This window comes from Streptomyces sp. NPDC033178 (genome assembly GCF_055577685.1).
In genome coordinates, this window is record NZ_JBVIPT010000019.1 from 16631 (window position 1) to 38798 (window position 22168).

Sequence of the window (22168 nt, forward strand, 5' to 3'; positions counted from 1 at the left end):
GATGATCACAAGACAACGGCTGGCGGTGGGCGCCTGCGCCCTGCTCGCCGCCCTGACGGCCGGGATCGCCCTCCCGGCCGGAGCCGTCGCCGGCGAACCCACGGGTGACGCGGCGCCCAAGGTCGACCTCGTCCTCGACGTCAGCGGTTCGATGCGCGCGCGGGACATCGACGGACAGACGCGGATGGCCGCGGCGAAGCAGGCCTTCAACGAGGTCCTCGACGCGACCCCCGAGGAGGTCCGGCTCGGCATACGGACACTCGGCGCCAACTACCCCGGCGACGACCGCAAGACGGGCTGCAAGGACACCGAACAGCTCTACCCCGTCGGGCCGTTGGACCGCACGGAGGCGAAGACCGCCGTCGCGACCCTCGCACCCACCGGCTGGACCCCGATCGGCCCGGCGCTCCTCAAGGCGGCCGACGACCTGGAGGGCGGCGAGGGCTCCCGCCGTATCGTCCTCATCAGCGACGGCGAGGACACCTGCGCCCCGCTGGACCCGTGCGAGGTGGCGCGGGAGATCGCCGCCAAGGGGATCGGCCTCACCATCGACACGCTCGGCCTGGTGCCGAACACAAAACTCCGGCAGCAGCTGAGCTGTATCGCGGAGGCGACCGGCGGAACGTACACCTCGATCGAGCACACCGACGAACTCACCGACAAGGTCAACCAGTTGGTGGACCGGGCGGCCGACCCGGTGGTCACGCCGGTCGCCGTGGACGGCGCCGACGCGTGTGCGCAGGCGCCCACGCTCAAGTCCGGGCTCTACACCGACCGCGAGGAGTTCGGGCAGCACCGCTGGTACCGCGTGGACGTCCCGGCGGGCTTCGAGCTTCGCGCGTCGGTGAGCGTGGCGGCCGACCGTCAGGTCGACCGTGACTACGGAGTGTCGCTGCGGGCGGTGACCGCGAGCGGCCGCGAGATCGTGCGCGGCGAATCGACCGGCTCGGGCCGGACCGACGTCATGTCCGCAGGTCTGCGCTACCCGAAGGCGGAGAGCGAGGACGACGATTCCGACGACAAGCCCGCGGCCGAGGCCGTGTGTCTGCAGGTCGCCAACTCCTTCTCGGCGGCCTCCGGCGTCAAGACCACGCCCGGACTGCCGCTCGAACTGACCGTGGACGTCGTCGACGGTCCCGACACATCGAGCGACGTGGCCTCCTTCGGCCTCGGTCGCGGCTGGTGGCTGCTCGGCGCCCTGGTACTCACCGGCTTCCTCGCGGGTGTGCTGTGGGGCTGGGTTTCGCGCTGGCGGGTCGCGGTCTGGAGGACCAACTGATGCGTACTTCTCGTGTGTTGAGCCCCCGTGTGTCGAGCACTCGTCTGTTGGGCACCGGGCGGGCAGGCGGTGCAGGCCGTGTCGTCCGTGCGGTGGGGGCGGGTCTGCTGGTGCTGGGGGCCGCCGCGTCCCCCGCGGTCGCCGACTCCTCCCCCTCCGCGAGCCCGTCCGACGACGGCGCCGCGCCCACCTCGGCCGGTACGTCGTTCCGTACGGCGACCGAGGTCGACCAGGGTCAACAGGCCACGGCGAGCGCGTCCATGGGCGACTACCTGTACTGGTCGTTCCCCGCCGACGCCGGGCAGCGGCCCACCGTGAAGGCGACGGTGAAGCTGCCCGACGCGCATGCCTCGGCGACCTGGCAGGTCGACGTGTACGACGGACTGCGGCGCCGCCAGGCGTGCCAGTACGGGGCGCAGACGCGGACGGCCGCCCAGGACGCGGCCTCCGTTGACCTGTCCTGCACCCTGCGTACGGTCCGTGCCTGGTCCGAGCCGTGGGCCGACGACCCGTTGCCGGGCACCTACTACGTCCGGCTGACCACCGTCGGTCTCAAGGCGGCCGACCTCGGGCTGCCGGTGAGCACCGAGGTCCAGGTCGACTCGAAGGACGTCGGCGGGGCCGCGGCGGTGGACGGCTCGCTGGCCGAGCCGCTCGTTCCCGGGGTCGCCGTGGCGGCCAAGGGTGGCGACAGCGACGAGGAGTCCGAGACTTCGGTCGCCGTGCTGTCCAGCATCGAGCCCGATGACGGCTGGGCCTCCGGCTGGTGGTCCGACCGGTGGGTGTGGACCGCGGTGGGCGGCGTGCTGGCGGCGCTTGCGGGGGTTGGCGGGTACTCGTTGACCCGGGGAGTGGGGCGGCCTTCTCGGGTTCCGCCGGGCGCGTGAGCGCTGCGCCGGTCGGCAGTTCTTGTGTCTGCGGGCCGGCTGTGGCTGGTCGCGCGGTTCCCCGCGCCCCTTGAGGAGTGCTGTGCCGCAGCGAGTCCGAAACCGGTCCCGCTCAGGCCCTTCCACAAAGGCCCGTCGCGCCAACACCATGGTGCGGCGGGCCTCTTGGCGTCCCCGGGGTACGGCGTCACGCCTCCCGGAGCGTCTTTGCCAGGGGGCTTTCGCCTGTCACCGTGATGCGGCCGTCGCGAACCGCGTCGAGGAGGGCCAGGTCGCCTCTCGCGAGTGCCGTGCATGCCTCGGCGTCGAGGGAGAGACCGGCGTCGGGTTCCTCGGGGGCCGGGCCCTCCCCGTAGACCGGGCCGTCCTGCGCGCCGAGACGTACGTAGAACTCCCCCTCGTCCAGCCGGACGTGGACGACGCCGTCGCCGAGTCCCTCCAGGGACCGCAGCAACGGCAGCGCGAACCAGTGGGCGCGTACCGCGTCGGTGGGGCGGCGTTCCGCCAGCAAGGGTGCGCCCCACTCGCCGAGCGCCTGGAGGACGGGCAGCAACTCGCGCCCACGGGCGGTGAGTTCGTACACGTTCGCCGCCCCGGGCGGCGGCAGCCGTCGTCGGGTCGCCAGGCCGTCCCGCTCCATGTCCTTGAGCCGGGACGCCAGGACGTCCGTGCTCACGCCGGGCAGATCCGCGTGCAGGTCGGTGTAGCGGCGGGGACCGGCCAGCAGCTCGCGGACGATCAGGAGGGTCCAGCGGTCACCGAGGGCATCGAGGGCCCGGGCAGCGGAACAGTACTGGTCGTAGCTTCGGCGAGGTGACATGCGACGCAGTCTAGACAACTTGTTGGACTTTCCAAGCTCGAACTTGGTAAAACCAAGCAACACACGAAACCGGAGGGGCGAGCGCGCATGGAGTTCCGGCAGTCGAACAAGCTCAGCGAGGTCTGTTACGAGATCCGGGGCCCGGTGATCGAGCACGCCGACGCGCTGGAGAAGGCAGGCCACAGCGTGCTGCGCCTGAACACCGGCAACCCCGCGCTCTTCGGCTTCGAGGCGCCGGAGGAGATCCTCCAGGACATGATCCGGATGCTGCCCCAGGCGCACGGGTACACGGACTCGCGCGGCATCCTCTCGGCCCGCCGGGCCGTGGCGGGGCGCTACCAGACGCTGGGCCTGGAGGTCGGCGTCGACGACGTCTTCCTCGGCAACGGCATCTCCGAGCTGATCTCGATGGCCGTACAGGCACTGGTCGAGGACGGCGACGAAATCCTCATCCCGGCCCCCGACTTCCCCCTCTGGACGGCGGTCACGACCCTCGCGGGCGGCAAGGCGGTCCACTACCTCTGCGACGAACAGGCCGACTGGTACCCGGACCTGGACGACATGGCGTCGAAGATCACGGACCGCACCAAGGCCGTGGTCATCATCAACCCGAACAACCCCACCGGCGCGGTCTACCCGAAGGAGATCATCGAGGGCATCCTCGACCTCGCCCGCCGGCACGGCCTGATGGTCTTCGCCGACGAGATCTACGACCAGATCCTGTACGACGACGCCGTGCACCACTCGGTCGCCGCGCTCGCCCCCGACCTGGTCGTCCTGACCTTCTGCGGCCTGTCCAAGACGTACCGCGTCGCCGGCTTCCGCTCGGGCTGGCTGGTGATCACCGGTCCGAAGCAGCACGCGAAGAACTACATCGAGGGCCTCACCATGCTGGCCTCCATGCGGCTGTGCGCCAACGCGCCCGCGCAGTACGCCATCCAGGCCGCGCTCGGCGGCCGCCAGTCCATCCACGAGCTGACCGCTCCGGGCGGACGCCTGCACGAACAGCGCACCGTGGCCTGGGAGAAGCTCAACGAGATCCCCGGCGTGTCCTGCGTGAAGCCGAAGGGCTCGCTGTACGCGTTCCCGCGCCTGGATCCCAAGGTCCACAAGATCCACGACGACGAGAAGTTCGTCCTGGACCTGCTGCTCCGGGAGAAGATCCAGGTCGTCCAGGGCACCGGCTTCAACTGGCCCACTCCCGACCACTTCCGCATCCTCACCCTCCCGCACGCCGACGACCTGGACGCGGCGATCAGCCGGATCGGCCGGTTCCTGAGCGGCTACCGGCAGTAGGAGTTCCCGGCGGACGGGGCCCGGGGGCGGGCGGGGCTCTTCACGAGCCCGTGACGGGGCGATGTCAGACCCGGGTCGTAGTCTTCGAATGGGCCCGCCGATCGACCGGATCCTCGATCGGGGCCGCTCATCGACGGACCGGGAGGAGCGCGCCGTGACACGACCGCCGACCGCCGCCCAGCGGCGCGTCATCGACGCGGCCGACCCCGTGACCGGGCGGCTGAGAGGTACGGAGAGCCAGCTCGCGGCGCTGGTGAAGCGAGAGCTCGCGTTCCGGCATCCGCGTCCGCCGCACGATCACTTCCTGACGCCCGCCGGGCATCGGATCCGCGAGGAGACCGCCACCGCGGCGCCGAGCGCTCCGGAAGCGTCCGAGCACACCCGGGATCCTGCCCGGGAGTCCTCCGGGGTGTTCGCCGCGCGGGTCGGCGGCGAGGAGGCCATCGACTCCGGTCCCTCGCGCATACGCGAGGTGCACAGCGCCTGGCAGGGGCTGCTCGAACTGCGCCGCATGACCAATCCGCACGGGGCCGTGGACCGGCCGTGCGCGTGGGAGCGTACGCATCTGGTGCAGGCCGCCGCGCTCGCGCTGGAGGCGGCGGGGCACCGGCCGGCGGACGCGCACACGGACGCCGAGGGGTACCGGGTGCGGGCGACACCCCAGCCGGAGGCCGTCGCCGTGCGCGGGCCTGGCGCCGAGGCCCTGCGGGAGTGCGCGGCGACACTGGAGCAGGCAGGCTGGCAGGTGGGCGAGCACACGGAGCCGCGTACGGGCGCGCGGTATCTGCTGGCCTCGCCGCGACGGACGTGACAGCCCCCGAACGCCCTACGACATTCAATGGTTGACGGCCTTGAGCAACCGCTCAGTACGCTTGCGCCCATTCTGCTTGCCGTCGAACCCGCGGAAGTCGCTGCAGCCACTGAAGTCGCTGAAGGAGAAGTCATGACCGAACCGTTTTCCGTCCCGGTGACCGTGCGTGGGTACGAAACCGATGTCCAGGGACACCTGAACCAGGCCGTGTACGTGAACTACGCGGAGCACGCCCGCTGGTCGTTACTGCAGGCCGCCGGGATCACCCAGGCCGGTCTGGCGGCCAAGGGCGTGGGCCCGGTCTCCCTGGAGATGACCGTCCGCTACCGGCGGGAGCTGCGGGCCGGCGACGAGGTCGAGGTGACCTGCGACTTCATCTGGGGCGAGGGCAAGACGTTCCGGATCGAGCAGACGATCCTCAAGCCCGACGGCACCGTCGCCGCCGAGCTCACGGCGGTCGGCGGCCTGATGGACCTCAAGGAGCGAAAGCTGGTAGCGGACCCGAGGGACTACTTCCGAGCACTGGCCTCGGACCCCGGACGGTTCGGCCTCTGACGCAACTGGGGGGGCAGGCGCGCCCCCTTAGGGGCGCGGGGAACTGCGCAACCAGCCACGACGGCACCGCAGACGCCACACCACACCACGCACCCGGCTCACGGCGGAGCGCTCACGCATCGAGCAGCTCCGGTCGGTGCTTGGCGTCGTACGCCGCACGCGACTCTGCGATCGTGACCCGGTGCCGCTCCGCCCAGTCGGTCAGACCGAGCAGGCTGGCGTGCAACTCACGGGCCACCGGCGTGAGTTCGTACTCCACCTTCGGCGGGACCGTCGGGTGGACGGTCCGCGTGATGAGTCCGTCGCGCTCCAGATTGCGCAGGGTCAGCGTGAGCATGCGGCGGCTGATGCCCTCGATGCTGCGCTCCAGCTCGGTGAAGCGGATCGGGCCGTGCGCGGCGGCCACGATGATCATCACGCTCCATTTGCCCGCGACCCTGTCAAGAACCTCCCGGACCGGGCAGCCCTCCGCGTGCACGACCTGCGACGTAACACCGGTGTTCCCCTGGGACATTGAAGTGCCTCCTTACGCCGGTCTCCGTGGTCACCCACGATATCCCCCGTTACAAGTCGTGCACCTATGGAACAACCTGCAGCGATACGGAGGGCCAAGGCCATGTCGTCCCGGAACGGGTCACCCACAGAGCGAACCGCGCCGCGCCCGGAGCAGAGTCCGGCACAGCGAACGTACTCCCGTTGGGCGTCCCTCGTCGTGCTCTGCGCGGGCACGCTGATGACGATCCTGGACGGCAACATCGTGACCGTCGCGATGCCCGCGATCCAGAGCGACCTCGGCTTCTCGGCGCCGGGACTGGCCTGGGTCGTGAACGCTTACCTGATCCCGTTCGGCGGGCTGTTGCTGCTCGTGGGGCGGCTGGGTGATCTGGTCGGCCGGAAGCGGATGTTCGTGGCGGGGCTCGTCGTGTTCACCGTGGCGTCCGTGCTGTGCGGGGTCGCCACGAGCCAGGGCATGCTGATCGCGGCGCGGGCGGCGCAGGGCGTCGGCGGGGCTATGACCTCGGCCGTGGTGCTGGGCATGCTGGTCGCGCTCTTCCCCGAGCCGCGCGAACAGGCAAAGGCGATCGCCGTGTTCAGCGCGGTCGGCGCGGCGGGCGGCGCCCTCGGCACGTTCCTCGGCGGGGCCCTGACCCAGGCGCTCAACTGGCACTGGATCTTCCTGATCAACCTGCCGATCGGGATCGTCGCCTGGATCGCCGCCCTCCGCATCCTTGCCCCCGACCGTGGCGCCGGGCTCGGCAAGGGCGCCGACTACCCGGGTGCCGCGCTGGTCACCGGCGCGCTGATGCTCACGGTGTACGCGATCGTGGGCGCCGGCGAACGCGGGCTGGGCGCCACGCTCGTGCTGGGAGCCGTCTCCGTCGCCCTCTTCGGCGCCTTCACCCTGCGGCAGGCGCGGGCTGCCCGTCCGCTGCTGCGGCTGAGGTTGTTCCGCTCACGCCTGCTCACCGGCGCGAACGGGGTGCAGATCCTGATGGTCGCGGCGATGTTCGGCTTCCAGTACATCGGGGCGCTGTACCTCCAACGCGTGCTGGGCTTCAGCGAGTTGATGACCGGTACGGCGTTCCTGCCCGCGCCCGTCCTGATCGGGGTACTGATGCTGGGCCTGTCCGCGCGGACGATCGGCCGCTTCGGCCCCTACCGCGTGCTGCTCGCCGGGCTCGTACTCATCACGGCCGGGATGGCGCTCCTCGCCCGGGTGCCGGCCGACGGCTCGTACGTCGTCGACGTGCTGCCCGCGCTGCTGCTGCTCTCCACCGGGTTCGCGGCGGCGATGCCCGCGGTGACCGGGCTCGCGATGTCCGGCGCCCTGGAGGAGGACGCCGGCCTGGCGTCCGGGCTCTTCAGCACCACTCAGGTGGTGGGCGGTTCCCTGGGCCTCGCCGCCCTCACGACCCTCGCGGCGAGCCGCACGGACGGCCTCGTGGACGACGGCACGGCGCTCGCCACGGCCACCGCCGACGGATACCGGTTGGCGTTCGCGGTCGGTACGGGGATCGCGCTGGCGGGGCTGGCGCTCGCGGCGGGGGTGCTGCGGCCGGGGCGCGAGTCGGCCTCGGAACCGGTGAAGGCCGAGCCCGAATCGGAGGAACGCGTTGAGGTGTCCGGCTGAGGCACCGGGGGTGCGGCTGGGAGGAACGTTCCCCCAGCCGCGAGACGGCCGACTTCCGCACCCTCATGGGCGTCCCGCCGCGCTCCTTCTTCACCGGCCGCCTTCCGCTGGCCCAGCCCTGCCAGTCCCTGACCCGGCCCTGCCCCCAAGCCTCTTTCGCCCCCGCCGCCCCTACCCGTCCCATCCCTGGGGGCTGCCGCCCCCAGACCCCCGCTTCGGCCTGAACGGCCTCGTCCTCAAACGCCGGACGGGCTGGTAGTCAGCCCCTCCGGCGTTTGAGGAGCGGGGGTTCGGGGGCGGAGCCCCCGAGTAAGGGACGGGAATGGGTAGGGGCGGCGGGGGCGGAAAACCCCTCGGCCCATTCACCGTGGGTTCTCCCCCATGTGGCCCAACCGCCGTGCCCAGGTACCCCCACCGGGGGTATCCCTCCCACGGCGCCCCACCCCGCCCCGCGAACCGGAGACCCCCATGCCGCTGGCCCGTCGCGCGTTCCTGACCGCAGTCGCCGGCGCAGCCGGTACCGTCGCTTGTTCTCACGCACCCGCACACTCGGACGGCAAACCGGCCAAGGAGGCACCCGTGACCGAGGCGGCAGCAGCAGCGGCGACAAGGGCGGCCCGGCGGCTCCTCCCCCACCACTGGCGGCAGCTGAGGTTCGAAGCGGCGGGCACCAGGACGGACACGTTCACCGTCTCCGGCGACACCGGCCGCATCACCATCACCGGCGACACCGCGGCCACCCAACTCACCGGCCTCCGCTGGTACTTGAAGCACGTCACGCATGCCAACATCAGTTGGGCGGGCGAGCAGCTCGACCTCCCGGCCCAGCTGCCCGGCCTCGCCGACCCGGCCACCCGGACGGCAAACGTCCCGCACCGCTTCGCCCTCAACGACACGAACGACGGCTACACGGGCGCGTACAACGACTGGACGTACTGGGAGCGCGAGCTGGACGTGCTGGCGCTGCACGGCTACAACGAGGTGCTGGTGTACGCGGGCGCGGACGCGCTGTACCACCGGGTCCTCCGGGAGTTCGGGTACACGGACGAGGAGCTGCGGCGGTGGATCGCGGGGCCCGCCCACCAGCCGTGGTGGCTGATGCAGAATCTCGCCGCCTTCCCGGATCCCGTGTCGCAGCAGCTCCTCGACGCCCGCGCCGCGCTCGGGCGCCGAATCACCGACCGGGTAAGGGAATTGGGCATGACGCCGGTGCTCCCGGGCTACTTCGGCACGGTCCCGCCGGGCTTCGCCGGCCGGAACGAAGGGGCGCGCACCGTCCCCCAGGGCACCTGGATGGGGCTCAGGCGCCCCGACTGGCTCGACCCGCGCACCGAGCACTTCGCGCGCGTCGCGGCGGCCTTCTACCGGGCCCAGGACGAGATGTTCGGCGGGCCTTCGACGCTCTACAAGATGGACCTGCTGCACGAGGGCGGCGACGCGGGTGACGTTCCGGTCGCCGACGCGGCGAAGGGCGTCGAGAAGGCGCTGCTCACCGCGCACCCGGACGCGATCTGGGTCATCCTCGGCTGGCAGCGCAACCCGCCGCGGGCGATCGTCGACGCCGTGGACAAGTCCCGCATGCTCGTCGTCGACGGCCTCTCCGACCGCTTCCCGAAGGTCGAGGACCGCGAGGCCGACTGGGGCGACACCCCTTACGCCTTCGGCTCGATCTGGAACTTCGGCGGCCACACGACCCTGGGCGCCAACACCCCCGACTGGGCAGCGCTGTTCAACCAGTGGCGCACCAAGCAGGGCAGCACCCTGCGCGGCGTCGCCCTGCTCCCCGAGGCGGCCGACAACAACCCCGCCGCCTTCGATCTGTTCTCCGAACTCGCCTGGGAAGAGGGCGAGTTGGATCTCACGGTGTGGTTCAGGGAGTGGGCGCTCGCCCGCTACGGCGCCCGCGATCCGCACGCCGAGGCCGCCTGGGACATCCTGCGCCGCACCGCGTACGGCACGACACGCGCCGACTCGTGGAGCGAGGGCGCCGACGGACTGTTCGGCGCCCGCCCTTCACTCACGGCGAAGTCGGCCGCCAAGTGGTCACCGAAGCAACTTCGGTACGACGCGGAGGAGTTCGAGCCCGCACTCGGCGAACTGCTCCGGGTGCGCGCGAGCCTCCGGAACTCCTCCGCGTACCGCCGCGACCTCCTCGACGTGGCCCGCCAGGCCGTCTCCAACCGCAGCCGCGCCCTTCTCCCCCGCATCAGGAAGGCGTACGAGGCCGGGGACACGCCCGGCTTCGACCGGACGACCGGGGACTGGCTCGACCTGATGGACGTACTGGAGACCCTGCTGGCCACCGACTCCGGGCATCTGCTGGGGCGTTGGGTCGCCGACGCGCGGGCCTGGGGCGCGGACGCGGCGGAGCGGGACCGGCTGGCGTACGACAATCTGTCGCTGCTGACGGTGTGGGGCACCCGGCAGGGCGCGGACGCCGGACTGCGCGACTACGCCAACCGTGAGTGGGCGGGTCTGGTCGGCGGGCTCTACCGGCTGCGGTGGTCGACGTACTTCACCGAACTGCGGGCCGCGATGGCCGAGAATCGCGCGCCGGAAGTCGTCGACTGGTTCGCCGTGGAGGAGCGCTGGACCCGTCGGCCGGGGCACCTCGCCACCCGGCCCACCGGTGACACGTACGACGCCGCCGTCCGCGTACGAGAACTGCTGGTCACGACCCGCTAGCCGGTCCCGCACCGCCGCCCGGCCCCGCCCTACGGCCTCGACTCCTCCACAACACGCACCTCCTTGACGGGTATACGTCACTCCGAATCTCTGGTAGGAAACTTTCCTAACAGTACGGAAGAGCGACTCCCACCCCCACTGGAGGTCCCGTGCACACCCCCCACATACGCTCCTCGCGACGAACTCTTCTCGCGTTGATCGGAGCATCCCTGGTGGCAGGTCCCGTCATCGCCACCAAGTCCGCGAGCGCCGCGCCGGCCGGACTCGACGACCCGGCGAAGAAGGAGATCGCCATGCAGCTGGTCTCCAGCGCGGAGAACTCCTCGCTGGACTGGAAGGCGCAGTACCAGTACATCGAGGACATCGGCGACGGCCGCGGCTACACGGCCGGGATCATCGGCTTCTGCTCCGGTACGGGCGACATGCTCGACCTCGTCGAGCTGTACGCGCAGCGCAGGCCGGGCAACGTACTGGCCGGGTATCTGCCGGCCCTGCGTCGCGTCGACGGCACCGACTCCCACGAGGGCCTCGACCCCGGATACCCGGACGCCTGGCGCCGGGCCGCCCAGGACGAGGCGTTCCGGCAGGCACAGAACGACGAGCGTGACCGCGTCTACTTCAACCCCGCGGTCGGGCGGGGCAAGGCCGACGGCATCGGCACGCTCGGCCAGTTCGCGTACTACGACGCCATCGTGATGCACGGCGACGGCGGCGACAGTACGAGTTTCAGCAGCATCCGCGGGCGGGCGCTCGAACAGGCGAGGCCTCCGGCGCAGGGCGGCGACGAGGTGACGTACCTCAACGCCTTCCTCGACGCCCGGGTGTGGGCGATGAAGCAGGAGGAGGCCCACGAGGACACCAGCCGGGTGGACACCGCCCAGCGCGTCTTCCTCAGGAACCGGAACCTGAACCTGGATCCGCCCCTGGACTGGCAGGTCTACGGGGACAGCTACCACATCGGCTGACCACCGGCTGAGCACCTGGCCGAACACCCAAGGGCGCGGCACGTGTGACGCGCCGCGCCCTGCCCTCCGTACGGGAAGTCCCGTACCGATGTGGCCTGTGGGATCAGTGGACCGAGGCCGGCTGTGGATCCATCGGGGACGTCACCTCGTCGTCGGCCACGCGTCCCCCGCCGAGGTGGTTGAAGACGAGGTTCAGGGCGACCGCCGCCACGCACCCCGTCGAGATCCCCGAGTCCAGGATGATCTTCGCGGTCTCCGGGAACGCGTGGTAGAACTCCGGCGCCGTGATCGGGATGATGCCGACGGCCAGTGAGACCGCCACGATCAGGACGTTGTTGTCCTTCTCCAGTCCCGCCTTGACGAGGGTCTGGATGCCGCTCGCGGCGACCGAGCCGAACAGCACCACGCCCGCGCCGCCGAGCACGGGGCGGGGTACGACGGCGATGAGCGAGGCGGCCATCGGGCACAGGCCCATCAGGACGAGGAAACCGCCGCCCGTGGCGACGACGTACCGGCTGCGGATCCTCGTCATGGCGACCAGGCCGATGTTCTGGGCGAAGGCACTGCACATGAAGCCGTTGAAGACCGGGCTGAGGGCGGAGCCGAGGGTGTCGGCGCGCAGGCCCGCCGCGATGGTCCTCTCGTCGGCGGGGCGCTCGACGATCTCCCCCAACGCCAGCATGTCCGCGGTCGATTCGGTCATCGAGACCACCATCACGACGCACATCGAGAGGATCGCGGCGAGCTGGAACTGCGGGGCGCCGAAGTGGAACGGCGTGGGGAAGCCGACGACGGCCGCGTCGGCCACCGGGCCGAAGTCGGTGGCGCCGAAGGGGATCGCGACGAGTGTGCCGACGACCAGGCCGAGCAGCACGGCGATCTGTTTGACGAAGCCGCGGGTGAAGCGGCGCAGGAGCAGGACGATGACGAGGGTCGCGCCCGCCAGGCCCAGGTTGGTGGTGGATCCGTAGTCGTCCGCCGTGGGGTCGGGGCCCTGCGCCCAGCCGAAGGCGACCGGCATCAGGGATATGCCGATGAGCGTGATGACCGTGCCGGTGACGACGGGCGGGAAGAAGCGGACCGCCTTGCTGAAGAACGGGGCGGCGAAGAAGCCGAGTACGCCGGCGACGATGACCGCGCCGAAGATGACCGGCAGCGCGTCGCTCTTGTCGTCGGTGGAGTTGACGACCGCGATCATCGGGGCGACCCCGGCGAAGGTGACGCCGTTGACGAAGGGCAGCCGGGCGCCGATCTTCCAGACGCCGAGGGTCTGGAGGAAGGTGGCGAGGCCCGCGGTGAACAGGCAGGCGCCGGTGAGGAAGGTCAGTTCGGTCGCGGTCAGACCTACGGCGGCGCCGACGATCAGGGGCGGGGCGACGACGCCCGCGTACATGGCGGCCACGTGCTGCAGACCGCTGGTGGCCATCTTCAGGGCGGGGAGTTTCTCGTCAACTGGGTGCTTGTGCGGGCGTGTTGGGTCTGCGTCCGTACTGCTGGACGTGGGCTGGGCGGCCACGGCGGCTCCTCCGGTCGGGTACACGTCGGCGTTGACGCGGGTGTCAGGGAGGTGGGGCGCGGTCGTGCGGGACCGGGACGATGCCCGTCACGGGGGCGTGGCGGGGAGACCGTTCCGGGGCGCGCGCACGTCCATGCGCGTGCCCCGGAGACGGTCGCCGTGGGCCCCGCTCGGGTCCCACGGCCACCGGCAAAGGGCCGTCCCCCTCAGCCGGAGATCTAGGGGGTGTTGTGAAAGTCCCTTGTCAGGCCCGCGCGGCGATCCGCGCGAGGCGCTGGGCCTCGTCCCGGGTGGAGCGGGCGATGGCGTCCTCGTCGACGTGCAGCAGTCGGCCGTTCTCGACGATCTGCTCGCCGTTGACGAAGGAGGCGGTGACCGGCGCCGCGGCGCCGAAGACGAGGGCGGTGACCGGGTCGGCGATCGACGCGTGGGCCAGGGTGTCCAGGTTCCACAGCACGAGGTCGGCGAGCTTGCCGGCCTCAAGGGAGCCGATCTCCCCTGCCCTGCCCAGGACTTGGGCGCCGCCGTACGTGCCGAGCCGCAGCGCCTGCCGTGCGTTGAGCGCGGCCTCGCGATGGGCGCCGAGGCGGTTGATGAGCAGGGCGTTGCGCAGTTCGGTGTGGAGTTCGCCCGACTCGTTCGAGGCGGTTCCGTCGACGCCGAGTCCGACCGGGACGCCGGCCGCCAGCATGTCGGGGACGCGCGCGATTCCGGCCGCCAGACGGGCGTTGGAGGACGGGCAGTGGGCCACACCGGTCCTCGTACGGGCGAAGGCGGCGATGTCGGAGTCGTTCATGTGGACGCAGTGCGCCATCCACACGTCCTCGCCGAGCCAGCCGGTCGACTCGAAGTAGTCGGTCGGGCCCATCCCGAACAGCTCCTTGCAGAACTGCTCCTCCTCGACCGTCTCCGAGCCGTGGGTGTGCAGACGTACGCCCTTGCGGCGCGCCAACTCGGCGCCCTGCTTGAGGAGTTCGGTCGACACGGAGAAGGGCGAGCAGGGGGCCACGGCCACCTGTGTCATCGCGCCGAAGGACGCGTCGTGGTGTGCGTCGACCGTCGCCTCGGTGGCGGCGAGGGCCCCTTCGAGGGTCTCGACCGCGAAGTCCGGGGGCAGCCCGCCGTCCTTCTCGCTGCGGTCCATGGAGCCGCGGGCGAGGGTGAAGCGGACGCCCATCTCGCGCGCGGCCCGGATGATCGAGCCGGACAGGTCGCCGGACCCCTGCGGGAAGACGTAGTGGTGGTCCATGGCGGTGGTGACTCCGCCGCGGGCCATCATGCCGAGCGAGCCCTGGGCGGCCGCGTACGTCATGCGCTCGTCGATGCGCGCCCAGGTCGGGTACAGGGCGACGAGCCAGTTGAAGAGGTTGTGGTCCGTGGCGAGGCCGCGGGTGATCCACTGGTAGAAGTGGTGGTGCGTGTTGACCAGGCCCGGGGTCACGAGGTGGCCGGTCGCGTCGATACGGCGTACGACGTTCTCCAGGCCCTCGGGGGCCCTGCCCGTGCCGAGCGACTCGATGCGGTTGCCCGCCAGGACCAGGTGACCGGACGCGTACTCGGTGTCGTCCGCGTCCACGGTCGCGATCGCGCAGTTCTCGATGACGATGCGCGGGTCTGCTGCCATGGTTCGTCCTTCTTCGCTGAGGAATCGCTGAGTTGGAGTGGGCACGGCAGGACCCTGGGAGGTTTGAGTGCCGCGGCCCGGCCGGACGGGTGGGCCGCGGGTGCCGAAATGGGGGCGTCAGAGGTTGGTGCAGAGGGCGGTTCAGAGGTTGGTGAGGTCCACCGGGATCTTCGGCTCGCAGCCGTCCCGCAGGATCGTGGCCTCGATCAGGCCGTACGGCCGGTCGGCCGCGAAGTACACCTCGTTGTCGTTCTTGAGGCCGAACGGCTCCAGGTCGACGAGGAAGTGGTGCTTGTTCGGCAGCGAGAAGCGGACCTCGTCGATCTCGCCGCGGTTCTCGATGATCCGCGAACCCATCTGGTACAGCGTCTGCTGGAGCGACAGCGAGTACGTCTCGGCGAAGGCCTGGAGCATGTGCTTCCTCACCTGCTCGTAGGACTTCTCCCAGTTGGGCGCCTTCTGCTCGTCGTCGGTCCAGTTGAAGCGCCAGCGGGCGGAGACCTGGGTGGCCAGGATGCGGTCGTACGCCTCGGGGAGCGTCGTGTACTTGTCCTTGACGTAGCCCCAGAACTCGGAGTTGGTCGAGTTCATCACGACGAGGTCCTTGAGGCCCGAGACGACCTCCCAGGACTCACCGTCGTACGTGATCTGCGTGACGCGGGTCTCCTGGCCCTGGCGGACGAAGGAGTGCTTGACCTCGTCGGCGCCGATGAACCTGGAGTTGGCGTCCGAGGTCGCGATCCGCTCCCAGGCGTACTCCTCGATGCGGATCCGGGCCGTCCTGATCGGCTCCTGGCTCGTCACGAAGTGCCGGGCGAGGTGGATGCCGAACTGTTCGGCGGACTCGATGCCGTGTTCCTTGGCGAAGGCGTACACCGTGTTCTTGGTGGTGTCCGTCGGCAGCACGTTGGCGTTCGAGCCGGAGAGGTGGACCTCGCCCATGTCGCCGGAGAGCGCGACGGAGACGTTCAGGTCCTTGATGTGGTGGGTGGCGCCGTCCCGCGTGATCTTTACGACTCGGTTCTCGGCCTTGCCGTACTGGTTCTGTCCCAGGATCGTTGGCATGTGTCTGCTAGCTCCCTCGGTATACGGAGTAGCCGAACGGGTTGAGCAGCAGCGGTACGTGGAAGTGCTCGCCCGGCACGACGGCGAACGTGATCGCCACCTCCGGGAAGAACGCTCCTACGCTGCCGCTGTCCCGGTTCGCGGGGGCGTCCTGCTGCGCATCGGCTTGCTTCTTCTCGAACTTCAAGAAATACGCCTCGACCGCGAAGTCGAGCCGTACGTGTGTGGTGCCCTCCGGCAGCGCCGGCAGGTCCTTGCACCGGCCGTCCGCGTCGGTCGCGGAGCCGCCGAGTGCCTGCCAGTCACCCCCTTGCCCGTAATGGGCGGACCGGCCGCTGCGGGCCGCGAGGCTGACGGCGACACCCTCGGCGGGGCGGCCGACGCTGGTGTCCAGGATGTGCGTGGACACGGAAGCGGTGGTCTCGGTGCTCATGCGGGTGCGTCCTCTTCGACGAGTCGGGCGAGCCGGATGCGGTTGATCTTTCCCAGTTCGGTGCGCACGATCTCGCGCTCCCGCCCGGATGCGTTGCCGATCCGTTCCCTGACCGCGTCACGCATCTGCTCGCCGGTACGGCCCGTCGCACAGATCAGGAAGACATGGCCGAACTTCTCCTGGTAGGCCAGGTTCAGTTCGAGCATCTCCGCCTTCAGTTCCTCGGAGGCGCCGGCCATGCCGCGCTGTTCGCGCGAGGAGGTCGGGTCTCCGGGCTTCGGGCGTCCGATCGGCGGGTGGCCCGCCATCGCCTCGTCGAGGTCCGTGTCGGTCAGGCCGGCCGTGGCGGCGTCGCTCTCCGTGAAGAGGTCGTCGGTGGTGGTGTAGGGGCGGCGGGTGAGCAGCCGGTGCGCCCAGGCCGCCGAGGCGCAGACCTCGTGGAGGGCGGCGTAGGCGGCGTGCTCCTCCAGGGCGTTGAATCGGGCGAGGCCGCCGGATGTCGTACTCGAAGTCACGGGAAGCCTCCGTGGCCTTGTGCTGGACGGGCTGCGGATTAGCTAACGCCCTCGGAAACATCACGTCAACACTTTGTTGAAAAATCCGGGTAACAAATCCGGGAAGCGGAAACCGCCGCCCGTATGCCGGACGGCGATGGATCGCGGGCACCTGCGGGCCGCCCATCCGGAGCCGCGTCATACCTGGTCAGAGGCCTGACGGCGACCCATCGTCGGCGGGTGGCGGGTCGAGCGCCGGTTGGCAACGGGGTCGAGCGCCGGTCGACGACGGGCCAGGCGCCCGTCGTCGGCGGATCAGGCGCCGGCCGGCGACGGGCCAGGCACCGGGTCAGGCGCTCGTCGGCGGCGACCAGGCAACCAGCCGCCGCTCAGGCGTCCTTCTCGCGGTTCAAGTAGTTGTAGACGGTGAACCGGCTGACGCCGAGCGCGCCCGCGACGGTCTCCACACCGTGCCGCACGGAGAAGGCGCCGCGCGCCTCGAGTATCCGTACGACCTCCTGCTTGGCCTTGCGGTCCAGCTCCGCCAGCGGCTTGCCGCGCTTGCGCTCCAGGGCGGCCAGGATGTGGTCCAGCGAGTCGGCGAGCTGGGGCAGCCGTACGGCGACGACGTCGGCACCCCCCCAGGAGAGCACGACGTCGTCGGGTCCCGCCTGGCCGGGCGGCAGCATCTCGCCGCCCATGGCGTCGACCAGCGGCTTCACGGCCGTGACGAAGGGGTCGTCCCCGATGCCGGTCACTCGCCGCCCTCCCCGATCACGTTGACCTGGAGCGAGACCCGGGTGGCGCCGGCCTCCAGGGCCTGGCGCAGCAGCGCGTCGACCGCGGTGAGCACCGAGTCCGCGCCACCCTCCGCGGTGTTGCCGAACGGGCCGACGTCCACGGCGTCCAGCTCCGCCGCCTCGATGACCTCGCGGGCGACCAGCGCGTGCCGCGGCGCCTCGTCGAGATCGAAGGGCTCGGTCGTGAACTCCACTCTCAATCGCACTGTGCCCCCATGGCATCGGCTCCGACCTGCTCGTTCCCCCGGCCCACGTGATGCGGGGACTGTCGGACGCGCAAGCGACCCTAGCCGACCCGCACGCCACCCGTGAGGAACACCCGATCGAACGGTGAAGGTGCCGCCCGGGCGAATCCGCCGGGACCCCCCGCGCCCCGGCGGCTTTTCCGGGCAACCCCTCTTGACAAGGTTCCCCGACGCGGGCAGCCTTTCCATCAAGCAGAAACTAACTTCCGCAATACGGAACTACTCGATACGGAAGGGAGCGCCGACCCACATGCCCGGTTTCTCGATGGATGCAGCCGCTGAGCAGCGCTTCAACGTCAACCTGTCGATCCTCTTCACGGAGCTCCCGCTCCTGGAGCGCCCCGCGGCCGCCGCCGCGGCGGGCTTCACCGCGGTCGAGCTGTGGTGGCCCTGGGTCGACTCTCCCACCCCCGAGCGCGCCGAGCTCGACGCCCTCAAGAAGGCGATCGAGGACGCGGGCGTACAGCTCACGGGGCTGAACTTCTACGCCGGACAGCTGCCGGGCCCGGACCGGGGCGCGCTGTCGATCCCCGGCGAGGAGTCGGAGCGGTTCCGCGCGAACATCGATGTGGCCGCGGACTTCGCGCAGTCGCTGGGCTGCACGGCGCTCAACGCGCTGTACGGCAACCGCGTCGAGGGCGTGGACCCGGCCGTCCAGGACGAACTCGCCCTGGAGAACCTGGTGTTGGCGGCCCGCGCGGCCGACCGCATCGGTGCGGTCCTGCTGGTCGAGACCCTCAACAAGCCGGAGTCGCCGCTCTATCCGCTGGTTACCGCCCCGGCCGGGGTCGCCGTCGTGGACAAGGTCAACGAGGCGACCGGGCTCGGCAACGCCAAGTTCCTGATGGACCTCTACCACCTGTCCATGAACGGCGAGGACCTGCCGTCGGTGATCGACCGGTACGCGGCGAGGACCGGCCACGTCCAGATCGCCGACAACCCGGGCCGCGGCGCCCCCGGCACCGGCTCGCTCCCCCTGGAGGAGCTGCTCGGCCGGCTCCGCAAGCAGGGGTACGAGGGCTGGGTCGGCCTGGAGTACAAGCCGGGCGACCGCCCCAGCGCCGAGGCCTTCGAGTGGCTGCCCGCCGAGGCCCGCGCGGCGCGCTGAGCGCCAACTCATCGACGTACGAAAGTTTCCAGAGAGGCACCCTCATGAGCAGCACACCCGCAGACTCCTCCCGCCCGACCCGCCCTGCGGTCGCCTGGATCGGCCTCGGCATCATGGGCTCCCCCATGTCCGAGAACCTGATCAAGGCCGGTTACGACGTCACCGGGTTCACCCTGGAGCAGGACAAGCTGGACCGGCTGACCGCCGCCGGCGGCACCGCGGCCGGCTCGATCGCCGAGGCCGTGCGGGACGCCGACGTGGTGATCACGATGGTGCCCGCCTCCCCGCAGGTCGAGGCCATCGCGTACGGGCCCGACGGCATCCTGGAGAACGCGCGGTCCGGCGCGCTCCTGATCGACATGTCCTCCATCACCCCGCAGACCTCCGTGGACCTGGCGAAGGCCGCGAAGGACAAGGGCATACGGGTCCTGGACGCACCGGTGTCCGGCGGCGAGGCCGGGGCGGTCGAGGCCGTGCTGTCCATCATGGTCGGCGGCGAGCAGGCCGACTTCGACCAGGCCGAGCCGATCTTCGAGGCCCTCGGCAGGACCATCGTGCTGTGCGGTCCGCACGGCTCCGGTCAGACCGTGAAGGCCGCGAACCAGCTGATCGTCGCCGTGAACATCCAGGCGTGCGCCGAGGCCGTGGTCTTCCTGGAGAAGTCGGGCGTCGACCTGAAGGCGGCCCTCGACGTACTGAACGGCGGCCTCGCGGGCTCCACCGTCCTGACGCGCAAGAAGGACAACTTCCTGAACCGCGACTTCAAGCCGGGCTTCCGTATCGACCTGCACCACAAGGACATGGGCATCGTCACGGACGCCGCCCGCAACGTCGGTGCCGCGCTGCCCGTCGGTGCCGTGGTCGCCCAGCTCGTCGCCTCGCTGCGGACCCAGGGCGACGGCGGCCTGGACCACTCCGCCCTGCTGCGCGCGGTCGAGCGCCTCTCCGGCGCGCAGGTCTGACGGCCCGGCCCCCATAGATCTCCGGGCGGCGCCGCCGCTGACACCTGTCCTGTCGCGCCCAAGCGGTGGCGCCGCCCGGAACCCATCACCCATCCCTCCATCCCCCACCGGATCCCCCACCGGCGAACTTCAACAAACTGTTGACGTCCGGATCGCCCCAAACCTAGGCTCCACAAAGCGGAAAACGACTTCCGAAGAATTCCGCTGCCCCTCGTACGGAAGGTCACGATGTCGAAGCGCGTGCTCACGACAGAGTCCGGCGCCCCGGTCGCCGACAACCAGAACTCCGCCTCCGCCGGCGCCGGCGGCCCGCTCCTCCTCCAGGACCAGCACCTGCTTGAGAAGCTCGCCCGGTTCAACCGCGAGCGCATTCCGGAGCGCGTGGTGCACGCCCGCGGCTCGGGCGCGTACGGCCACTTCGAGGTGACCGACGACGTCACCGGCTTCACGCACGCGGACTTCCTGAGCACGGTCGGCAGGCGCACCGAGGTCTTCCTCCGCTTCTCGACGGTGGCCGACAACCTGGGTGGCGCGGACGCGGTGCGCGACCCGCGCGGCTTCGCGGTCAAGTTCTATACGGAGCAGGGGAATTACGACCTCGTCGGGAACAACACCCCGGTGTTCTTCATCAAGGACCCGATCAAGTTCCCCGACTTCATCCACTCGCAGAAGCGCGACCCGTTCACGGGCAGGCAGGAGCCGGACAACGTCTGGGACTTCTGGGCGCACGCCCCCGAGGCCACGCACCAGATCACCTGGCTGATGGGCGACCGCGGCATCCCGGCCTCGTACCGCCACATGAACGGGTACGGCTCGCACACCTACCAGTGGACGAACGCCGAGGGCGAGGCCTTCTTCGTCAAGTACCACTTCAAGACGAACCAGGGCATCCGCTCCCTGTCCTCCGAGCAGGCGGCCGAGATCGCGGGCAAGGACCCCAACTCGCACCAGACGGACCTGCTCCAGGCCGTCGAGCGCGGGGTGCGCCCGTCGTGGACGCTGTACGTCCAGGTCATGCCGGCGGCCGAGGCGGACGGCTACCGCTTCAACCCGTTCGACCTGACGAAGGTCTGGCCGCACGAGGACCATCCGCTCCAGCGGGTGGGCCGGCTGGTCCTGGACCGCAACCCGGACAACGTGTTCGCGGAGGTCGAGCAGGCCTCGTTCTCCCCGAACAACTTCGTTCCCGGTATCGGTCCTTCGCCGGACAGGATGCTCCAGGGCCGCCTGTTCGCGTACGCGGACGCGCACCGCTACCGGCTGGGCGTCAACCACACCCTCCTGGCCGTCAACGCCCCCAGGGCCACGGTGGCGAGCAACTACGGCCGGGACGGCCTGATGGCCGCCAACTCCCAGGGCCGCGCGGCGAGGAACTACGAGCCGAACTCGTACGGCGGGCCGACGGAGACCGGCCGCCCCCTGTCGGCGCCGCTCGTGGTGAACGGCCACACCGGCACGTACGAGACCCCGCTCCACACCAAGGACGACCACTTCTTCCAGGCGGGCGAGCTGTACCGCCTGATGTCGGAGGAGGAGAGGTCCCGACTGGTCGCCAACATCGCCGGCGGCCTCTCCCAGGTCTCCCGCGACGACGTGATCGAGAAGAACCTCGCCCATTTCCACGCCGCCGACCCCGAGTACGGCAGGCGCGTGGAGGAGGCGGTCCTCGCCCTGCGCGAGGACTGATCCCCTCAACTCCCGAGCTGCGCCCCGGGTCTGACGGGAGGTCGGACCCCGGGCGCGTCGCCCCGCGAAGCCCGTGGACCCGGATGAGGGGTTGTCGACGGGCGGAGCGGGCCGGCCGAGGACCGCGGCGGTACGTGAGCCAGTGCGGTGGTGAAGGTCCCGGAGCCCCCTTCTCGACATGAGGGAAGGAAGGCCCCGGCCCGTCGCGACCGCCGCGGTCCTCGGACGACACCTTGCACGACACCTTGATCGACACACTCCTGATCGAGACGGCGAAGAGCGCCGGGTACGGACGGTCCCGTACCCGGCGCTCTTCGCCGTCCGTGCTCGGCTCTCCCGGCCGTTCGCGCCGGGCGCTCTTGGCCGTCCGCGGAGACACCCGTCGCCTTCGGGGTGCGGATTCCCCGGCCGCGCAGCAGCCTGGAGGCATGGACCTTCCCAGCATCGTCGTGCACCCCCCGGCGCTGGACGGCTCGCGCCGGGTCACCGCGGGCAGCGAAACCCTCGGCATCGCCTACCACCTCGACGACGTCGTCGAGATCCTGCGCCTCGCGGACCTGGACGAGATCGAGGTGGAGGAGAGCGACATCATCGACTGGCAGGGCGGCGGCCCCGACGACTGGCCGGGATTGTCGGAGCACCACACGGCCGAGTGACGTCGTACGTACGTCCGGCGTACGGCTGGGGCGTACGTCTGTGTGTGTACGTCTGTGTGCGTGCCTCGACTACGGAACCCTCAAATCAACCTCTGAACATGCCCCCAGGGGCTTCAACTCACTGTGCTTCAGGGCACATTCTCAGCACAT

General features: G+C 70.5%; 21 protein-coding genes. 12 read left to right on the forward strand and 9 right to left on the reverse strand.

Going from position 1 to position 22168, the window contains the following annotated elements:
- Window position 1: 1 nt before the first annotated feature.
- Window positions 2-1279, forward strand: a complete 1278-nt coding sequence (locus ACZ5VQ_RS37425; RefSeq protein WP_469108864.1) for a VWA domain-containing protein — start codon at window positions 2-4, stop codon at window positions 1277-1279.
- Window positions 1279-2166 (forward strand): hypothetical protein, encoded by an 888-nt coding sequence (locus ACZ5VQ_RS37430; protein WP_469108865.1) that lies wholly within the window; start codon window positions 1279-1281, stop codon window positions 2164-2166. The genes ACZ5VQ_RS37425 and ACZ5VQ_RS37430 overlap by 1 nt, the downstream gene beginning before the upstream one ends.
- A 187-nt stretch (window positions 2167-2353) precedes the next feature.
- On the opposite strand, the gene ACZ5VQ_RS37435 is transcribed toward ACZ5VQ_RS37430, so the two are convergent.
- Complete coding sequence (locus tag ACZ5VQ_RS37435) at window positions 2354-2986, reverse strand: winged helix-turn-helix transcriptional regulator (RefSeq protein WP_469108866.1); 633 nt, start codon at window positions 2984-2986, stop codon at window positions 2354-2356.
- An 87-nt stretch (window positions 2987-3073) separates the two neighbouring features.
- Between ACZ5VQ_RS37435 and ACZ5VQ_RS37440 the strand changes: the two genes are divergently transcribed.
- The 3 genes from ACZ5VQ_RS37440 (at window position 3074) to ACZ5VQ_RS37450 (ending at window position 5648) form a co-directional block, all read left to right on the forward strand.
- Complete coding sequence (locus tag ACZ5VQ_RS37440) at window positions 3074-4282, forward strand: pyridoxal phosphate-dependent aminotransferase (protein ID WP_269653458.1); 1209 nt, start codon at window positions 3074-3076, stop codon at window positions 4280-4282.
- A 154-nt stretch (window positions 4283-4436) separates the two neighbouring features.
- A complete protein-coding gene (locus ACZ5VQ_RS37445; protein WP_469108867.1) occupies window positions 4437-5093 on the forward strand; it encodes a hypothetical protein in 657 nt (218 codons plus the stop codon).
- A gap of 132 nt (window positions 5094-5225) precedes the next feature.
- Window positions 5226-5648 carry an acyl-CoA thioesterase gene (locus ACZ5VQ_RS37450; protein ID WP_469108868.1) on the forward strand — a complete coding sequence of 141 codons (423 nt, stop codon included), beginning with the start codon at window positions 5226-5228 and terminating at the stop codon, window positions 5646-5648.
- A 112-nt stretch (window positions 5649-5760) separates the two neighbouring features.
- Here the strand turns inward: ACZ5VQ_RS37450 and ACZ5VQ_RS37455 are convergent, their stop codons facing one another.
- Window positions 5761-6162 carry a winged helix-turn-helix transcriptional regulator gene (locus tag ACZ5VQ_RS37455; protein WP_469108869.1) on the reverse strand — a complete coding sequence of 134 codons (402 nt, stop codon included), beginning with the start codon at window positions 6160-6162 and terminating at the stop codon, window positions 5761-5763.
- 102 nt (window positions 6163-6264) lie between these two features.
- Between ACZ5VQ_RS37455 and ACZ5VQ_RS37460 the strand changes: the two genes are divergently transcribed.
- From ACZ5VQ_RS37460 to ACZ5VQ_RS37470, 3 genes are all read left to right on the forward strand, one after another.
- Window positions 6265-7779 carry an MFS transporter gene (locus ACZ5VQ_RS37460; protein WP_469108870.1) on the forward strand — a complete coding sequence of 505 codons (1515 nt, stop codon included), beginning with the start codon at window positions 6265-6267 and terminating at the stop codon, window positions 7777-7779.
- A gap of 468 nt (window positions 7780-8247) precedes the next feature.
- Window positions 8248-10464, forward strand: coding sequence for an alpha-N-acetylglucosaminidase (locus ACZ5VQ_RS37465; RefSeq protein ID WP_469108871.1), 2217 nt, complete (start codon window positions 8248-8250; stop codon window positions 10462-10464).
- A 149-nt stretch (window positions 10465-10613) separates the two neighbouring features.
- On the forward strand, window positions 10614-11429 hold the full coding sequence (locus ACZ5VQ_RS37470; protein ID WP_469108872.1) for a chitosanase: 816 nt from the start codon (window positions 10614-10616) through the stop codon (window positions 11427-11429).
- 103 nt (window positions 11430-11532) lie between these two features.
- Here the strand turns inward: ACZ5VQ_RS37470 and ACZ5VQ_RS37475 are convergent, their stop codons facing one another.
- The 7 genes from ACZ5VQ_RS37475 to ACZ5VQ_RS37505 all read right to left on the reverse strand — a co-directional run bounded on the left by ACZ5VQ_RS37475 (window position 11533) and on the right by ACZ5VQ_RS37505 (window position 17567).
- Complete coding sequence (locus ACZ5VQ_RS37475) at window positions 11533-12945, reverse strand: nucleobase:cation symporter-2 family protein (protein WP_469108873.1); 1413 nt, start codon at window positions 12943-12945, stop codon at window positions 11533-11535.
- A 244-nt stretch (window positions 12946-13189) separates the two neighbouring features.
- Window positions 13190-14569: an 8-oxoguanine deaminase gene (locus tag ACZ5VQ_RS37480; RefSeq protein ID WP_469108874.1), complete on the reverse strand. Its 1380-nt coding sequence runs from the start codon at window positions 14567-14569 to the stop codon at window positions 13190-13192.
- A gap of 141 nt (window positions 14570-14710) precedes the next feature.
- Window positions 14711-15634, reverse strand: a complete 924-nt coding sequence (pucL, locus tag ACZ5VQ_RS37485) for a factor-independent urate hydroxylase (RefSeq protein ID WP_469108875.1) — start codon at window positions 15632-15634, stop codon at window positions 14711-14713.
- A 7-nt stretch (window positions 15635-15641) separates the two neighbouring features.
- Window positions 15642-16067 carry a hydroxyisourate hydrolase gene (gene uraH, locus ACZ5VQ_RS37490; RefSeq protein ID WP_469108876.1) on the reverse strand — a complete coding sequence of 142 codons (426 nt, stop codon included), beginning with the start codon at window positions 16065-16067 and terminating at the stop codon, window positions 15642-15644.
- The gene (gene uraD / locus ACZ5VQ_RS37495; protein ID WP_362088025.1) at window positions 16064-16582 is read right to left on the reverse strand and encodes a 2-oxo-4-hydroxy-4-carboxy-5-ureidoimidazoline decarboxylase; all 519 of its coding nucleotides are present in this window, start codon (window positions 16580-16582) and stop codon (window positions 16064-16066) included. Before uraD ends, uraH begins: the two co-directional genes overlap by 4 nt.
- A 368-nt stretch (window positions 16583-16950) precedes the next feature.
- Window positions 16951-17319: a helix-turn-helix domain-containing protein gene (locus ACZ5VQ_RS37500; RefSeq protein ID WP_469108877.1), complete on the reverse strand. Its 369-nt coding sequence runs from the start codon at window positions 17317-17319 to the stop codon at window positions 16951-16953.
- On the reverse strand, window positions 17316-17567 hold the full coding sequence (locus tag ACZ5VQ_RS37505) for a YkoF family thiamine-binding protein (protein ID WP_143641959.1): 252 nt from the start codon (window positions 17565-17567) through the stop codon (window positions 17316-17318). The genes ACZ5VQ_RS37500 and ACZ5VQ_RS37505 overlap by 4 nt, the downstream gene beginning before the upstream one ends.
- Window positions 17568-17856: 289 nt before the next feature.
- Between ACZ5VQ_RS37505 and ACZ5VQ_RS37510 the strand changes: the two genes are divergently transcribed.
- From ACZ5VQ_RS37510 to ACZ5VQ_RS37525, 4 genes are all read left to right on the forward strand, one after another.
- Entirely contained in the window at window positions 17857-18714 is an 858-nt protein-coding gene (locus ACZ5VQ_RS37510; protein WP_362088029.1) for a TIM barrel protein, read from the forward strand.
- 44 nt (window positions 18715-18758) lie between these two features.
- The gene (locus ACZ5VQ_RS37515; protein ID WP_469108878.1) at window positions 18759-19676 is read left to right on the forward strand and encodes a 2-hydroxy-3-oxopropionate reductase; all 918 of its coding nucleotides are present in this window, start codon (window positions 18759-18761) and stop codon (window positions 19674-19676) included.
- 228 nt (window positions 19677-19904) lie between these two features.
- Window positions 19905-21362 carry a catalase gene (locus ACZ5VQ_RS37520; RefSeq protein ID WP_469108879.1) on the forward strand — a complete coding sequence of 486 codons (1458 nt, stop codon included), beginning with the start codon at window positions 19905-19907 and terminating at the stop codon, window positions 21360-21362.
- A gap of 428 nt (window positions 21363-21790) precedes the next feature.
- Window positions 21791-22018, forward strand: a complete 228-nt coding sequence (locus tag ACZ5VQ_RS37525) for a hypothetical protein (RefSeq protein WP_362088035.1) — start codon at window positions 21791-21793, stop codon at window positions 22016-22018.
- Window positions 22019-22168 lie beyond the last annotated feature (150 nt).

What these genes read in the sequence shown, in the direction of transcription:
- ACZ5VQ_RS37450 (WP_469108868.1), top strand. Translation starts at nt 5,226, where the DNA reads ATGACCGAACCGTTTTCCGTCCCGGTGACCGTGCGTGGGTACGAAACC.
- ACZ5VQ_RS37510 (WP_362088029.1), top strand. Translation starts at nt 17,857, where the DNA reads ATGCCCGGTTTCTCGATGGATGCAGCCGCTGAGCAGCGCTTCAACGTC.
- ACZ5VQ_RS37440 (WP_269653458.1), top strand. Translation starts at nt 3,074, where the DNA reads ATGGAGTTCCGGCAGTCGAACAAGCTCAGCGAGGTCTGTTACGAGATC.
- ACZ5VQ_RS37520 (WP_469108879.1), top strand. Translation starts at nt 19,905, where the DNA reads ATGTCGAAGCGCGTGCTCACGACAGAGTCCGGCGCCCCGGTCGCCGAC.
- ACZ5VQ_RS37465 (WP_469108871.1), top strand. Translation starts at nt 8,248, where the DNA reads ATGCCGCTGGCCCGTCGCGCGTTCCTGACCGCAGTCGCCGGCGCAGCC.
- pucL (WP_469108875.1), bottom strand. Translation starts at nt 15,634, where the DNA reads ATGCCAACGATCCTGGGACAGAACCAGTACGGCAAGGCCGAGAACCGA.
- ACZ5VQ_RS37425 (WP_469108864.1), top strand. Translation starts at nt 2, where the DNA reads ATGATCACAAGACAACGGCTGGCGGTGGGCGCCTGCGCCCTGCTCGCC.
- ACZ5VQ_RS37525 (WP_362088035.1), top strand. Translation starts at nt 21,791, where the DNA reads ATGGACCTTCCCAGCATCGTCGTGCACCCCCCGGCGCTGGACGGCTCG.
- uraH (WP_469108876.1), bottom strand. Translation starts at nt 16,067, where the DNA reads ATGAGCACCGAGACCACCGCTTCCGTGTCCACGCACATCCTGGACACC.
- ACZ5VQ_RS37430 (WP_469108865.1), top strand. Translation starts at nt 1,279, where the DNA reads ATGCGTACTTCTCGTGTGTTGAGCCCCCGTGTGTCGAGCACTCGTCTG.
- ACZ5VQ_RS37515 (WP_469108878.1), top strand. Translation starts at nt 18,759, where the DNA reads ATGAGCAGCACACCCGCAGACTCCTCCCGCCCGACCCGCCCTGCGGTC.
- ACZ5VQ_RS37460 (WP_469108870.1), top strand. Translation starts at nt 6,265, where the DNA reads ATGTCGTCCCGGAACGGGTCACCCACAGAGCGAACCGCGCCGCGCCCG.
- ACZ5VQ_RS37455 (WP_469108869.1), bottom strand. Translation starts at nt 6,162, where the DNA reads ATGTCCCAGGGGAACACCGGTGTTACGTCGCAGGTCGTGCACGCGGAG.
- ACZ5VQ_RS37480 (WP_469108874.1), bottom strand. Translation starts at nt 14,569, where the DNA reads ATGGCAGCAGACCCGCGCATCGTCATCGAGAACTGCGCGATCGCGACC.
- ACZ5VQ_RS37435 (WP_469108866.1), bottom strand. Translation starts at nt 2,986, where the DNA reads ATGTCACCTCGCCGAAGCTACGACCAGTACTGTTCCGCTGCCCGGGCC.